The organism is Streptomyces sp. NPDC029014, assembly GCF_055564695.1.
This window is the reverse complement of record NZ_JBVHVT010000138.1, coordinates 1-14,510: the sequence shown is the minus strand read 5'-3', so window position 1 is coordinate 14,510 and position 14,510 is coordinate 1. Positions and strand designations below refer to the sequence as shown.

General features: G+C 71.2%; 13 protein-coding genes and 1 pseudogene. 5 read left to right on the top strand and 9 right to left on the bottom strand.

What is annotated here, in order from left to right; all coding sequences use genetic code 11:
* Nucleotides 1-637 precede the first annotated feature (637 nt).
* Entirely contained in the window at nucleotides 638-2,470 is a 1,833-nt protein-coding gene (locus ACZ4VL_RS38810; RefSeq protein ID WP_468210154.1) for a glycoside hydrolase family 15 protein, read from the bottom strand.
* Between the two features lie 314 nt (nucleotides 2,471-2,784).
* Between ACZ4VL_RS38810 and ACZ4VL_RS38805 the strand changes: the two genes are divergently transcribed.
* On the top strand, nucleotides 2,785-3,513 hold the full coding sequence (locus tag ACZ4VL_RS38805) for an SDR family oxidoreductase (RefSeq protein WP_468210151.1): 729 nt from the start codon (nucleotides 2,785-2,787) through the stop codon (nucleotides 3,511-3,513).
* Between the two features lie 149 nt (nucleotides 3,514-3,662).
* Here the strand turns inward: ACZ4VL_RS38805 and ACZ4VL_RS38800 are convergent, their stop codons facing one another.
* From ACZ4VL_RS38800 to ACZ4VL_RS38785, 4 genes and pseudogenes are all read right to left on the bottom strand, one after another.
* Complete coding sequence (locus ACZ4VL_RS38800; RefSeq protein WP_468210148.1) at nucleotides 3,663-5,090, bottom strand: MFS transporter; 1,428 nt, start codon at nucleotides 5,088-5,090, stop codon at nucleotides 3,663-3,665.
* Nucleotides 5,091-5,542: 452 nt separating this feature from the next.
* Nucleotides 5,543-5,956, bottom strand: a complete 414-nt coding sequence (locus ACZ4VL_RS38795) for an arsenate reductase ArsC (RefSeq protein ID WP_468210145.1) — start codon at nucleotides 5,954-5,956, stop codon at nucleotides 5,543-5,545.
* Nucleotides 5,953-6,528 carry an aquaporin gene (locus tag ACZ4VL_RS38790; RefSeq protein ID WP_468210142.1) on the bottom strand — a complete coding sequence of 192 codons (576 nt, stop codon included), beginning with the start codon at nucleotides 6,526-6,528 and terminating at the stop codon, nucleotides 5,953-5,955. Before ACZ4VL_RS38790 ends, ACZ4VL_RS38795 begins: the two co-directional genes overlap by 4 nt.
* A 23-nt stretch (nucleotides 6,529-6,551) precedes the next feature.
* Nucleotides 6,552-6,878, bottom strand: a pseudogene (locus ACZ4VL_RS38785) (ArsR/SmtB family transcription factor); the annotation flags it as partial.
* Nucleotides 6,879-7,041: 163 nt separating this feature from the next.
* On the opposite strand from ACZ4VL_RS38785, the gene arsM reads away from it, so the two are divergent.
* Nucleotides 7,042-7,806: an arsenite methyltransferase gene (gene arsM / locus ACZ4VL_RS38780; RefSeq protein WP_468210139.1), complete on the top strand. Its 765-nt coding sequence runs from the start codon at nucleotides 7,042-7,044 to the stop codon at nucleotides 7,804-7,806.
* A gap of 56 nt (nucleotides 7,807-7,862) precedes the next feature.
* Here arsM and ACZ4VL_RS38775 read toward each other — a convergent pair whose 3' ends face one another.
* The 3 genes from ACZ4VL_RS38775 to ACZ4VL_RS38765 form a co-directional block, all read right to left on the bottom strand.
* Nucleotides 7,863-8,810: a DMT family transporter gene (locus ACZ4VL_RS38775; RefSeq protein ID WP_468210136.1), complete on the bottom strand. Its 948-nt coding sequence runs from the start codon at nucleotides 8,808-8,810 to the stop codon at nucleotides 7,863-7,865.
* Nucleotides 8,811-8,906: 96 nt separating this feature from the next.
* Nucleotides 8,907-9,641, bottom strand: a complete 735-nt coding sequence (locus ACZ4VL_RS38770) for an ArsR/SmtB family transcription factor (protein ID WP_468210133.1) — start codon at nucleotides 9,639-9,641, stop codon at nucleotides 8,907-8,909.
* A gap of 67 nt (nucleotides 9,642-9,708) precedes the next feature.
* Entirely contained in the window at nucleotides 9,709-9,999 is a 291-nt protein-coding gene (locus ACZ4VL_RS38765) for a hypothetical protein (protein WP_468210130.1), read from the bottom strand.
* Nucleotides 10,000-10,601: 602 nt separating this feature from the next.
* Here ACZ4VL_RS38765 and ACZ4VL_RS38760 point away from each other — a divergent pair.
* A complete protein-coding gene (locus ACZ4VL_RS38760; RefSeq protein ID WP_468210127.1) occupies nucleotides 10,602-11,615 on the top strand; it encodes an NAD-dependent epimerase/dehydratase family protein in 1,014 nt (337 codons plus the stop codon).
* 260 nt (nucleotides 11,616-11,875) lie between these two features.
* Nucleotides 11,876-12,439: a hypothetical protein gene (locus ACZ4VL_RS38755; protein WP_468210124.1), complete on the top strand. Its 564-nt coding sequence runs from the start codon at nucleotides 11,876-11,878 to the stop codon at nucleotides 12,437-12,439.
* 159 nt (nucleotides 12,440-12,598) lie between these two features.
* Here ACZ4VL_RS38755 and ACZ4VL_RS38750 read toward each other — a convergent pair whose 3' ends face one another.
* Entirely contained in the window at nucleotides 12,599-13,591 is a 993-nt protein-coding gene (locus ACZ4VL_RS38750; RefSeq protein ID WP_468210122.1) for a hypothetical protein, read from the bottom strand.
* Between the two features lie 376 nt (nucleotides 13,592-13,967).
* On the opposite strand from ACZ4VL_RS38750, the gene ACZ4VL_RS38745 reads away from it, so the two are divergent.
* A complete protein-coding gene (locus ACZ4VL_RS38745) occupies nucleotides 13,968-14,294 on the top strand; it encodes a hypothetical protein (RefSeq protein ID WP_468210119.1) in 327 nt (108 codons plus the stop codon).
* Nucleotides 14,295-14,510: the final 216 nt, after the last annotated feature.

Sequence of the window (14,510 nt, the reverse complement as noted above, 5' to 3'; positions counted from 1 at the left end):
CGGGAACCGTGGCGAGCATGGAACCGGCGACACCCAGGGCGACGACGGAACCCGCGAGGGTCTTCTTGGAAGCGGCGATGCGGCGGATGACGGAGTGGGACACGGAGAGCCTTCCGTAGGGGACAAGGTCGGTCGCGGCATGCCGAGGACATGCGTGAGCCACTCACGCGAGGGAGAGGGGTTCGTCTGCGGCCCGGTGAACCCGTGCCGTCCGGCGACTCATCCAGTTCTACCGACGCCCCCACGGCCTGGCAACGACCTCTGCTACTAGGCACCCCTGTGACCCCAGGCTTGTGCCGCCGCTCCGGTCACCGAGATGTCCGTGCAGGTGGGGCGGGTATCGGCGCGCGGGATCCGGCGACTGGGGAGCTACTAGCGAGCTTCGTATGTGACATGGGCCCTGTGGGGCGAGTCACCGCAGGAGCGCCCACATCTCACGTGCTGTAGCCATCCGAACCCGTTCGAGGAGCGGCCAGGACGGGGAACACCCGTGCGTCGCCGGCGATGGGTGCAGCCGGCGAGGCCCCAGGGCCTGGGCCGCTGGCGCGGCTGGCTCCCACCGACCTCCACCTGTACGCCCGACAGCCGCTGCCGCCCGCTGCGCCGGGAAGGCGGGCGCCGGCCCGCTCGCGTGGGCTCAGCCGAGGGCTCGGTCGAGGTTGAAGGCGGCGCTGATCAGCGAGAGGTGGGTGAACGCCTGTGGGAAGTTGCCGAGTTGTTCTCCGGTCCGGCCGATCTCCTCGGCGTAGAGGCCGACGTGGTTGGCGTACGTGAGCATCTTCTCGAAGGCCAGTCGGGCCTCCTCCAGGCGTCCGGCGCGGGTGAGCGCCTCGACGTACCAGAAGGAACAGATGGAGAACGTGCCCTCTGCACCCCGTAGGCCGTCCGGGCTGGCCGCCGGATCGTAGCGGTAGACGAGCGAGTCCGAGACCAGATCGTTGGCGAGCGCGTCCAGGGTCGAGAGCCACTTGGGGTCGGTGGGTGAGATGAACTTGGCCATCGGCATCATCAGCACGGATGCATCCAGTACGTCGTCCCCCAACCCTTGGACGAACGCCCCGCGCGTGGCCGACCAGCCCTGTCGCATGATCTGCCGGTAGATCGCGTCCCGGCTCTGCTGCCAGCGGGGAAGGTCGGCCGGTAGCCCACGCCGGTTGGCCATTCGGATGGCCCGTTCGATCGCCACCCAGCACATCAGCCGCGAGTAGACGAAATTCCTCCGGCCGCCCCGGGTCTCCCAGACACCCTCGTCGGGCTGGTCCCAGTGGTCGCAGAGCCAGTCGACCACGGTGCCGACCTCGTCCCAGTGATCGCTGCTGATGGGCTGCCCCCATTTGTCATACAGGTAGACGGAATCGATCAGTGCTCCGTAGATGTCCAGTTGGAGCTGCTTGGTGGCGGCGTTGCCCACCCGTACGGGAGCGGATCCCAGGTACCCCTCGAGGTGAGGCAGCTCGGACTCGGGCAGCTCGCTGCGCCCGTCGATGCCGTACATGATCTGCAGCGGACCGGTGGGGCCGGCGCCCCGCATGATGCCCCGGTCGGACAGGAAGCCCATGAACGCCTCGGCCTCCGAGGTGAAGCCCAGGCGGAGCATGGCGTAGACGCAGAAGGCGGCGTCCCGGACCCATACGTACCGGTAGTCCCAGTTGCGCTCACCGCCGAGCTGCTCGGGCAGGCTGGTCGTCGGCGCAGCCACGATCGCACCGGTCGGCACGTAGGTGAGCAGCTTCAGCGCCAGCGCGGACCGGTGCACCATCTCCCGCCACCGGCCGCGGTAACGGGAGCGGCCCAGCCACTGGCCCCAGAACCGGACCGTCGCCTCGAACTGTTCCTCCGCCTCGGCGTGCGGACAGGCCCGCGGGCGGACGTCATCGCTGATCTTGTCGAGGGCGAAGACCACGGACTCGCCTTCGAGGAGCTTGAAGTGCGACCACGCGTCCGTGCCGTCGCACTCGAGCGGCGCGGTGGAGGTCAGCGCCAGTGAGATCGACGGAGACTCGAAGACGGCCTCGTGGGCTTGCGCGCGTACGGTGTGCCGTTCGGCACCGTAGCCGAAGCGGGGAGCTATCCGCGCCGTGAACGGAAGGGTTCCCCGCACGCATATCACCCGCCGGATCAACCGGTGCCGGGCCGTCTCGCGCGACTCGTCGACGACCGGCATGAAGTCCTGGATCTCCGCCACCCCGTCGGCGGCGTAGAACCGCGTGATGAGCACGTTGGTGTCGGGGAAGTAGAACTGCCGCGTACGCGTCGGCACGTCGGCGGCCAGCTCGAAGGATCCGCCCCGGTCGGCGTCGAGGATGGAGGCGAACACGCTCGGCGCGTCGAAGCGCGGGCAGCAGTACCAGTCGATCGTGCCGTTGGTCCCGATGAGCGCGGCAGTGCGGAGATCGCCGATCAGGCCGTGCTCGGAAATCGGCAGATAGCGTGAGCCGTCCACTCGCCCGGATCCGTTCCCGAACTCCATGCCGGCCTCCCTACCGTTTCGCTGCGGGCAGGTGCGGGGTTCGAAGAGAACTGGTCTTTCATGTTAGATCGCCCCAGGAGGCCGGCGCAGCGAGCCGGAGGGCTCGAACGAACAGTTGTTCGCATTACGTCTTCCGCTTCGCATGGGAGGCCGAATCCGGTGAGGCATCCGATCGTCGCCCGCTGCCACAACCGAGTCCTGCCCCGAGGACGTCCAACACGTTCACCCGACGCATGACCCTCGCCTCACGCCAAAACGATCACTTCGGGATCACGTGCCCTATAACGGATGCATCTCCCGACGAAGGGCACGTCATGAAGGTCGCAGTCATCGGTGGTACCGGGCTGATCGGGTCGCAGGTCGTCGAGATCCTCAACGCCGCCGGTCACGAGGCGGTACCCCACGCACAGTCCACCGGAGTTGACGTCATCAGCGGCCGGGGACTGGACGAGGCGGTGGCGAGAACCGACGTCGTCGTCAACCTGACGAACTCCCCCACCTTCGACGAAGCCTCTCCGGCCTTCTTCCAGACCTCGATGGACAACCTTCTGGCCGCGGCCCGGAAGGGCGGCGTCGGCCACTTCGTCATCCTCTCGATCGTCGGCGCGGACCAGGTGCCGGAGCTGGACTACTACCGGGCCAAGGTACTCCAGGAGGACATCCTCGCTGCCGGCCCCATCCCCTACTCCATCGTCCGGGCCACGCAGTTCATGGAGTTCATGCCCGCCGTCCTGTCCTGGACCACCGACGGCGACACCGTCCGGTTGCCCACCACGCCGATCCAGCCGATCGCCTCCAAGGACGTGGCCGACGCGGTGGCGGAGATCGCCGCAGGCGCCCCGCTGAACGGCATCCGCACCATCGCCGGCCCCGAGATCTTCCCTCTGGACGAACTGGGCCGGATCACTCTGTCCCAGAAGGGCGACGACCGTACCGTCGTCACCGACCCCACCGCTGGCATGTTCGCCGTCGTCAAGGGCGATGTCCTCACGGACATGGACGCACACCTCGCCCCCACCCGCTACGCCGACTGGCTCTCCTGAACCGCTCCCACACTCCGGCCCTCAGTTCGCCCGGATGTGCCGACCCAGGTAACCGGCCGCCCCGTGCACCGGGCAGCCGGGTCACGGCGACGTGATCCGGCTACCCGACCACACGGATGCGGCAGGCCGTTCAGCAGCCTGAACATCCGTCACCCGGCGTCGGAGGGGGCTTCCTCATGTACTCGAGAACAGCCTTTCGGCGCCCGCACCTGACGGGACAGCACATCTGCTCGCCGGAGGAGACGCTCCCGCAAGATCGGGTGTCCGGGGCCACCGATCAGTCTCGCCGGTGGGGGGATCTTCTTGTGTCGAGGGCTGGTTCGAGGTGCTGTGACGAGGGTTCTGGGGCGGCGGTGGCGACCGACCCGTCTGCCCGGTCCGAGATGCCGCCTGGACAGGAACAGCACCGTGAACGCGGTGGCGGCACCGAAGGCCGGCAGCGTGGAGAGCAGGTGCGGGTCGGAGGCGACGCTGCTGGCGAGGGCGGTGCCGAAGGCCTGGCCGGTGCCGACGGACAGGATCAGCCAGGCATACGCTTCAGTGGTGCGGGAAGCGGGGGCGAGGCTGCCCACGGTGTTGAAGGCGTTGGTGACGACCAGGGCGAGGAACATCCCCGGCACTGCGGAGAGACCGATCGCGGCACGGGGGCCCGGCTCGGCGATCAGCGGCAGGAAGCCGAGGAACGTCAGCGCACTGGTGGCCAGGAGTTGGATGGCGGTCGGGCCGCGCCAGGAGCTACGGGCGTAGATCAAGCCGCCGAGGAAGGAACCGATGGAGAACGCGGCGGGCAGCACCCCGGAAAGCATGGGCATTCCGGTGGTGGTGGCCAGCCCGGCCGCCCAGACGTTCATGGCGCCGACCGCGAATCCGGTCCCGGCCGAGGCCGTGAACAGCCGGACGAGGCCGGTGTTCATCAGCCGTTCGCCTCCAGCCGCCTCGTTGGAGGCGGGGCGCCACGTACGGGAGGGGGCGGCGGTCAGTACCACGGCGGTGCCGGCCAGGCCGAGTACAGCGGTCGCTGCCAGTGCGGTGTCCGGCCCGTGCCGGGTGGCGAGCAGGGAGGCCAGCAACGGGCCCGCGATGTAGATCAGTCCCTGGGAACCGGTGTCCAGGGCCTGCACGACCCGGCGCTGTTCGGGGTCGGTGAGCACGGTCGGCCACAGTGCGCGCAGACCGGCTTCCAGCGGTGGGGTGAACGCGCCCGCGATGGTGACCACCGTGGTGACCGTGGCGGGATGTCCGCTCGGCCCGATCCAGGTGAGGGCGAGCAGGCAGGCGGAGTTGACCAGTACCGCCGGGGCCGAGACGGGGGTCTGCCCGTGGCGGTCCATGAGGCGCCCCTTGACGGGCTGGGACAGCCCGGACGCCAGCCCGTACAGCGCGGCGAGCAGCCCGGCGAATCGGAGGGACCCGCCTGCGGCTGTGATCCACAGGACGAGCCCGACCGGGACCATGCCGTTGGGCAGGCGCCCGGTCAGGGTGCCCGCGAGCAGGCGGGTAACGTGCCGGCTGCCGAGGACTGCGCCGTACGTGGCGGAAGGCGAGGCGCTGGTCGGGTAGGGGGCGACCGAGGTCAACTGTTCGGGCTCTCCTTGCAGGCGGGGCGGGTGGCGGTGAGGCCGTGGTGCTGGTGCCTGCTGGAGAGAGGACCCGAGGTGGGACCGCTCCCGCCGCTTTACCCATCCTTTGCCGAAAGCCCGTCAAGGACGCCGATGGGGCCCGCGATTGCGGCGGACGAGTGGGCGGATCGCCGAGGCTCGGCCGGGCCGGACGGAAGTTCCGGCGGCTCGGAGCTGTTGGCCGGCCCGCGCTGCCTGGTGAAGGCCGAGGGCGCTCGGCCCAAGGGGTGCGCGGCCGTGGCGCCGCCCGCGCCGGCCACGGGCTGGAGAGGGTGTACCGGGTCGCTGGCACCACCCGGCTGCTGCCGCGCCCGCATCAGGGAAGTCGGGGTGCCGGCGGCGCGGCCCGCCACCGCAGCCTGACCCTCGTCGCGCGCCCCCGGCGAGGGGATGGCGGCCCTGCAGGGGTGTCAGTTGGCGGGCAGGAGTTCGCCGATGAGGCCGCGGACGCGGTGTTCGATCTCGTCGCGGATGGGTCGGACGGCGTCCAGGCCCTGGCCGGCGTGGTCGTCGAGCTGCCAGTCGAGGTAACGGGTGCCGGGGAAGACCGGGCAGGTGTCGCCGCAGCCCATCGTGATCACGACGTCGGATGCCTGCACCGCCTCCGTGGTGAGGATCTCGGGGACTTCGGCGGACATGTCGATGCCGGCCTCGCGCATCGCTTCGACGGCGGCCGGGTTGACCTGGTCGGCCGGAGCGGAGCCGGCGGAGCGGACCTCGATCCGGCCCTGCGCGAGGTGGGTGAGCCAGGCGGCGGCCATCTGGGAGCGGCCCGCGTTGTGGACGCAGACGAACAGCACGGACGGGCGGGTGACGGTGGTCATGGCAGGTGGCTCCGAGGGTCGCGGCAGGGGTTCAGGAAGCGGGTGCTGCGGCGGAGGGCGCGGTGGCGCGCCCGGCGTCGACGAGAGCGGAGGAGGCGGCGGAGGCGGGGGCGGGGGCAGCAGGCCGTGCGAAGACCGTGGCGGTGAACAGCAGGCCGGCGGTGGCGACGACCTCCCAGCCACAGGTGAGGGGCGAAGCGGTCGTGGGTGGAGCGCTCCACCAGCGGGCGGGAGAACATCGCGTTGGCCACCACCGTCCCCGCGACAGCGCCCGCGATCTGCGCGGGCACGTAATCCGCCACGGTACGACCCGCAGGGCCGTCGCCGGTGCGGCGGCCGGCCCACCAGGCGGCGAGGGTGACGGCCGGGTTGAAATGGGCCCCGGAGACCGGCCCCAGGACGGCGATGAGGACGGCGAGCGCGAACACGGCGGCCAGGCTGTTGGCGAGCAGCTGTACCCCGACGTCGGAGAGCAGGACGGTGGCCTGGATGCCGGAGCCGACCACGACCGCCACCAGCGTCGCGCTACTCCTCGCCTCGGCCGCCGCCCGGCGGGCCAGCGAGCCGGCCATGCGCCTGCCCCCGCGGGCGCGGTGGCGGCAGTGGCGGTGGCGGTGGCGGTGGCAGTGGCGGTGGTGAGGACGGCGGCAAGCCGATCCAGGGCAGCGGGCAGCACCCAGTAGTAGACCCAGGTCCCGCGGCGCTCGCAGTCCACCAGGCCGGCCCGCCTCAGCAGCTTCAAGTGGTGGGAGATCGCGGGCTGCGACAGCTCGAACGCCGGGGTCAGCTCACACACGCACACCTCTCCCCCGGACCGGGAGGCGATCATCGACAGCAGCCGCAGCCGCACCGGGTCCCCCAGCGCCTTGAACACCTTCGCCAGGTCCGCTGCCCGGTCCTCCTACAGCGGGGCCGCCGCCAGCCGACCGCAGCAGCCCTCCGCGGCGGCCTCGTCCTGACCGAGGACCGCGAGCTATTGTTTCGACATACTTCTATGTTGACGTTTCTCGATTCAAGGCGCAAGGTTGTTGATATCGAAGAACATCGATGCATCCCGTTCGGGTCCGCCTGTTGTGGAGTGCGCCATGAACGACCAGACCGCCGACCTACGCGAGACCGTCCGCCGGCAGTACGCCGCCGCCGCGAGCGCCGTCACCGAGGGCGGCGCCTCGTGCTGCGGCCCCGAGCCGGTCGGGGTGGACGAGAACTTCGGCCCCACCCTTTACGCCGACGACCGCGCCATGCTGCCCGCCGAGGCCGTCGCCGCCTCCCTGGGCTGCGGCAACCCCACCGCCGTCGCCGACCTGAACGAAGGCGAGCGGGTCCTGGACCTGGGCTCGGGCGGGGGCCTCGACGTGCTCCTGTCCGCGCGGCGGGTCGGGCCCACGGGGAAGGCGTACGGACTGGACATGACCGAGGAGATGCTGGCCCTGGCCCTCACCAACGCGGCGAAGGCCGGCGCGACGAACGTGGAGTTCCTCAAGGGCACCATCGAGGCCATCCCCCTGCCCGCGAACACCATCGACGTCGTCATCTCCAACTGCGTGATCAACCTGTCCACCGACAAGGCGGCCGTCTTCGCCGAGACGTTCCGCGTCCTGAAGCCCGGCGGCCGCGTCGGCGTCTCCGACGTCGTCGCGGACGACGCCCTCACCCCCGAGCAACGGGCCGAGCGCGGGGAGTACGTCGGCTGCATCGCAGGCGCCCTCACGTTCGCGGAATACCGCCAAGGCCTTCGGGCCGCCGGATTCACGGACGTCGAGATCACCCCGACCCACTCCGTCGCGGACGGCATGCACTCCGCCGTCGTCCGCGCCGTCAAACCCCGCACCGCCCCCGACACCGGCTGAAGCCCGGCCGAGGGGGGCGCTGCGGTTCGGCGATCAGCCGATCGGTGCCGGTCCGGTCACGACGCCTGTTCTGCGCGCCGTCGTTCCGGCGGGGCGACCTGGTCGACCTCGGCGCGGGGGCGGTAGCGGGAGACTGCCACGCCGGCCAGGCACAGCAGGCCGCCCACCAGGGTCAGCCAGGCCGGCACCTCGCCCAGGAGGATCCAGCTCAGCAGGACGACGATGGCCGGCACGGCGTAGGTCGTCGCGCCGAGCTTCCCGGCCGGCATCCGGGCGAGGGCGTAGGTCCAGGTGGTGAAGGCGAGGGCGGTCGGGACCACGCCCAGGTAGACCATGTTCAGGGTCGCGGAGAGCGGGGCCTGCGGGATCTCGGCCATCAGCTGCCCGGTGAACGGCAGGCACGCCACGGTCCCGGCGAAGCAGCTGTACGCGGTGATCTGCAGCGGCGTCCCGAAGGACAGCGCGGGCTTCTGCGCGACGACGCCCGTGGCGTAGGCCACTGCAGCGAGCAGGCACAGCGCGACCCCGAGCACCGAGGTCGAGCCGTCGCTGCCGGACGACATCGACAGGCCGACGACCACGGCGCCGGTGAAGGAGACCGCCATGCCCGCCAGCAGCCGTGGCGGCAGGGCCTCGCCGAGCAGGCGTCCGGCGAGGAGCGCCATGAGGATCGGCCCGGTGTTCACGAGCAGGGACGCGGTGCCCGCGTCGACGAGGCGTTCGCCCCAGTTCAGCGCGACCGTGTAGCCGGCGAACCACACGATTCCGGAGAGCAGGATGCCGCGTCGGGCGCCGCGTGGGGGCAGGCCCTCGCGTCGCAGGAGCAGGAGTGCCGCGAGGACCAGCGACGCGGCGAGCAGTCTGCCGAGGGCGAGTGCCCCCGGCGAGTAGGCCGCTCCGGCGCTGCGGATGGAGACGAAGGCGGACGCCCAGGCGAGCACCGTGCAGGAGACGGCGCCGGCGGTCAGGAGGCCGGGGGGAAGGGCACGCGGGTGGGTCTTCATGCCTCCCGACCCTACCGCGACACTTCGGTACTCGCCGAAGTGTTTTTGTGACGACTTCCGGCCGGAGTCGAGCCTGCCGGGCTTTCGGGGCGTCCGCTAGCCCCACACCTCCGGGGCGAGTCCCAGCAGTTCACCGAAGGCCTCCTCCCCCGCCCCCGTCACCAGCAGGCCCCGTCCGCCGCCCTCCGGGCGCACCACCCAGCCCTCGCCCATGGCCCGAGCGCACAGCCTCGCCCCGACCAGGCCGCCCAGGTGGCGGCGGCGCTCGGTCCAGTCCAGGCACGAGCTGACCAGCGGCCTGCGTCCCGCACCCGTCACGTCGACGCCCGCCCGGTGGCACCAGTCGAGTCCGGCCCCGGTCAGCTCGAAGACGGCTTCCGTGCGCAACAGGCCCAGGCGTTCCATCGCGTCGGTCACCGCCATGCCGAGCCGCCCCGCGAAGTGGTCGTAGCAGGTCCGAGCCCGTGCCAGGGGGTCGGGCGCAGCGACCACCGGTACGGCGTGCGCAGCGTCCCGGCCCGGGATGGCGTAGGAGGCCAGTTCGTCCACCAGGCGGGCCGTGGCGGCGTCGGCGATGCGCACGTAGCTGTGCCGTCCCTGCCGCTCCGTCACGCAGATCCCGGCATCGAGAAGCCGGCCCAGGTGCCCGCTCACGGTGGACGGCGCGACCCCGGTGGTCCGGGCCAGCTCCCCCGCGGTCCAGGCGCGGCCCTCCAACAGGGTCATGCAGATAGCGGCACGGGTCTCGTCGGCCAGGGCGGCGGCGAGGAAGGCGAGGCGTGCTGCGGGAGCCGGGGCATCCGTGGGCGCGGAGGCAGGTGCGTGGTCCATGACTCCAGGATGCCTCATCGTTTCGGTATCTGACGAATGATGGAGCCGGCGGGTACGGGTGCGGGACTCAGATGATGTTCTGGTAGGTGTTCCAACCGGAGCGCCGTTGGCCAGGGCACTGCACTCGGCGAGGACGTGAGCCGTCGATGTCGTGCCGCGGCTTGGCAGCGGCCACCCGGGCCGGCTGCGTGGCCCGGCCGGGCAGGACGACGCTCGGGTGCTGGTCGTCGCTGCGCGATGCGGACACGCAAGCCGAATCCGCTGCCGGGCCGGCCGCGGGCCCGCCGGCGGCGGAGCCGGGTATGGCGTGCTGCGGGGCAGCGCTGCTCGGGGTGGCGGCCAGGACGCTGACAGCCACGGCGAGTACGCCGCCGGCAGCCCCGTCCGAGCGTGTACGGTTCCCCGCTTCGCCGCGCAGCGAACGCCGCGTCTCTGACGGTGTCGGACGGGGCTCCGCGCCGTCTTCCCTTTCCGCAGGCGCAGTTGAGGGGCGAGAGCTCCGGTGTGCGCGGCTCGTGTGAGCCGTCCCGCTCGCGCTCAGCCTCCTGGGCGCCGCCGCCGCACCCGCCGGGGCTGCCGACTCGCCCGCACCGAATGCCTCACGTCCGGACACGCCCCTCACCTGCCGTGGCAGGGGAGCCGCCCCGGACGCCCTCGTCCGTCACCGGACCAAAGCCCGAGCCCGCTCCGCATCGCGCTGACGCGGCAACAGATCCACTCTCCTTGTCGAGCAGTCCTGCGGGCGGGCCGGGACGTGCCGCGCAGCCACGGAGCCAGATCGCAGCCGACCCGCTGAGCCGACACAGCCACAGCCCGCTCGGCCAACCTGCGCAGCGTCAGGTCAGAAACCTGACGACCGCCCAGAAAGCGGCGGCCGGCCCCGAGTGGACGCCCCGTCCTGCACCAGAGCGGCAAGGGAGGTTCTTGGCAGGTTGGTTGCATGATGCAAGCCTTACGGGCATGAAGATCCTTGTTATCGGTGGAACCGTCTTCCTGGGCCGGGCGCTCGTGGACGAGGCGCTGCGGCGCGGGCACGAGGTGACGTTGTTCAACCGCGGGCAGTCGGGTCCGGAGCCCGCCGGAGTCGAGTCGGTACGGGGCGACCGGGAGGACGACGGCGCCCTGCGGGCGCTCGTGGAGGGGCGCAGCTGGGACTGGGTGGTCGACACCTGCGGGTTCGAGCCCCGGATCGTGCGGCGTTCGGTGCAGGCCCTCGTCGGGCATGCCGACGCGTACGCCTTCGTCTCCTCGTTCCACGCTTACGCCGACTGGCCCGCCAAGGGGTTCGACGAGTCCTGCCCCCGCCACGAGTGCGCGGTGGACGCCTCGCCCGACGACGTGCCGTACAACGCGCTCAAGGCGGGCTGCGAGCGGGCCGTCGAGGAGGGCTTCCCGGAGCGCGGGCTGATCGTCAACCCCGGCATCATCGTCGGGCCGGGTGAGAACGTCGGGCGTCTCCCGTGGTGGCTGGAGACCATCGCGCGCGGTGGCCGGGTGCTGGCGCCGGGGCCCCCGGACCGGGCGATGCAGCTGGTCGACGCGCGCGACATCGCCGTCTTCGTTCTCGACCGGCTCGCCGCGGGCGACGGCGGGGGTTACCTGACCACGGGCGTGCCCGGGAACACCACGATGGGCGAGCTGCTGCGCGCCTGTGTAGCGGCCACGGCGGCGCGGACCGAACTGGTGTGGGCGGACGAGCAGTTCCTGCAGGACGAGGGGGTGCAGCCGTGGACCGAGATCCCGCTGTGGGCCCCGGACGTTCCGGAGCTCGCGGGCACGTGGACCGCCTCTTCGGCCAAGGCCCTCGCCGCCGGGATGCGCTGCCGCCCGGTCGCCGAGACCGTCGCCGACACCTGGCGGGCACTGGACGACGGCGGATACCCGCGCCCGAAGTACCTTCAGGGGAAGATCCCCGTCGGCATGGAGAAGGACAAGCACGACGCGGTGCTCGCCGCGTGGGACGCGCGGGGCTGACCTCGTGACGCGGGCCGGCAGCCGCGCGGTCTGCCCGTGGACGTTCAGCGGGATCTCCGCCACGTGGCGGTAGTGGCGCGGGGCCGTCCGGCGCAGCAGGCGTTCGCGCGGGCGAGCGGACGGCTCCGGGGCGGGCAGCAGGATGCCGCGGCAGACGGCGACCGTTCGGGTTCTCTCCTCCGACCGTCTGTCGGCCAGCACAAACAGCTGTGTGATCCAATTGCTCACGAGCCGAAAACTCGCGAACGGAGCACGACAACATGCCGAACGCCATACCTCTTCCCGACAACTGGCGCCATTTCAGCAGTAGTTGGGAAGAAGTCCGGCACGGCTACCATGCTGGGGACAAGGACGACACGGTGCGCGATTGTGCTCGCCGGCTCGACGCTACGGCGCCGTGGACGCAGGGCGATCCCGTGTTGTTCTGGACGCTGGGCCTGCTGATGCTCACCCCCTATGTGGCCTTCGGCAACCCCGGTCCGGGAGTCGAGGACCAGCTCATCGCCGTACTGCGCCGGGTCGCCCGCGATGCCGGCGGCGAAGCGTGCACGCACGGCTGGCATCCGTACGACACCGATGTCGACGATGTGCTCGAGCACCTTCCCACCGGTCTGGAGGTGCTGGGCTCCCCGGTGAGCCAGTCGCTCGACGACCTGCTGCCCGAGGATCTGCTTCCCGACGGCTGCCCGGATGAACTCACGGACGACGAGACCGAACCTGCGAACCTCTCCGGACCCGAGGTCCTCGCCCGCTGGCAGTGCCCCCGCACCGCACCGGGATTCGCCCGCGCGGCCCTCGACTATCTGGGCGCGACCGTCCGCTGAGGTCGACGGCTCCTCGGATACGAGTGTCGGTGGGTGCGGCCCGGCCGGGGGGCGGGTACCCAGATCAGGCGGCCGTTCTCGTCGGCCAGGGTGTCGGCCCGCAGGATCGTAGGAGGCCGCCCGTCACAGCGAACGGGAGCTGGAAAGCCGTCGCGTAGGTCAGCCGTGGTCCTCCCACTCCGCTCTGCAGAACCGCGCCTCGCTGACGACGGTGTCGCCGGCCCTGGTGGCTCGTACGTACATGTGGAGACCGTCCGGTCCCAGGTCTCCGCCGCAGCCGATGACCAGGCCCGTGTCCATGTCTTCGATGTACTGGGTCAAGGCCGCGTCAACAGCGGAGACCGGCATGCCGATCAGCCGAATACCAGCGAATTCGACCTGCGGGCCGGTGCGACCGTGAACGGTGACGGCACCCAGAACAGGCGGCCGGCCACGTCCGCAGGAGTAGTGCGCGGTCACACCGGCCGTATCGAAGCGGTCGTCGTGCAGGATCCACTCGCCGGGGCCTTCCCACGGTTCTCCATAGGGATACCTGCCATGACGGGCGGCCGGCTCCTCGTTCAGCGCGGCCGCGACCTGGGACGGGCACATGCCGAACCTGAGCGGCCCGATGCTCTCCAGCGGTGTCCAATCCCAGCGCAGCCGTTCCTGCTCGGCCTTCACCGGCCACGCTCCCGCATTCCGATCCCGCTCGCGGACAGCCCACCGCAGAATGACCGGTTCGGCCCCAAACGGATCCGCAGCAAGCCCGGGGCCGACGAACAGCGCATGAGTGATCACGGTGTCCTGCCGCTGCAGGTACCCCTCGGCCGACAACCCCCATTCCAGAGCGGTACCCATGGACACCCCCCAAGCCTCCACTTCGGGATCACCGCTCCAGTTCACCCGCACCGAAGCCCCCTCCCGGCGTGCGAGGTCGTGGATGTCCGAGCGCACCTCGGACGGCACGCGAGCGATCAGCTCAACGTCCCGCAGCCGTACCAGAGGCCCGTCCATCGCGTCGATCGCCACCGCGACCAGACCGGAATCCTCTCCGTATACCGCAGTCACACCCCGATCGCTGTAACAGCCCCAACCGATCCCGCTGCCCAGGCCCTGCGAGACGGTGGCGACCGCACCATCCAGAGCCGTCGCCACCTGGCCGGCGCTCATCCCGAACCGCAACGGCCCCACACCGACCAACGGCTCGAGTACCCAGTTGGCCCGCGCCCCGGGCCTTCTGTTCCACCAAGGCATGCCAACCCCAACGATCGCTCTGGAAACCCTCGGCACGTCCCGCCGGTGATCTTGTCAGCCAATCTAGGCGCAGCCTCTGACAACGCGTCTCCTTCCCGCCCCGGTACGTAGGGCCGCGGCCTGGCCCTGGGCCGGGCTGTCACCTTCGCCGCCGTGGTCTACGGACACCTGGCGACCGTCGTGCTGTACGCGCCGGTCTTGAGGACCGCAGCAACGGCCGACCGAACGCCGTCAGGCACCGGGAGCGGCGTGTGCGCTGGTTCCGGTCGGCAGGCTGCGCCAGCATGGCCGTATGCCGATGTGGATCCGCGTGTACGACGAAGACCTTGACCTGTGGCAGTACTTCGAAGGCGACGAGCGAGGGCAGGTAACACGGCAGGTGGATCTGCGCGGCCGTGACGGCACTCCGGTGACCGCCGCCTCCCTGGATGAGGTGCTGCGGTTCCAGGAGCGGTCCGACATCGACACGATGAGCCGCTACCAGCAGCGCTACGGTGCGATCGCCGAAGGCCGGCTCACGATTCAGGACGGAGCGGGGCGGGCCGGTGAGATCTCGGCGGAGGAGTTCGAGCGGGTCTGGCTGGACGCCCGACGCGCCCTCGGCTCCATCACGCCCTGAGATCGGCGTGGGGGTGATCGTGCGCCTCGGCTCCATCCGACGGAGGAGCCGTGCATGCTGCGGGGGGGGGGGGGGGGGGGGGTGGGAGGGGGGGGGGGGGGGGGGGGGGGGGGGGGGGGGGGGGGTGGGGGGGGGGGGGGCCCCCCCCCCCGGCGCGCAGGGCGCGACGGGTCTCGGCGGCCGACTGCCGGGCCTCTTCCAGGGTGCCGGTGTGTG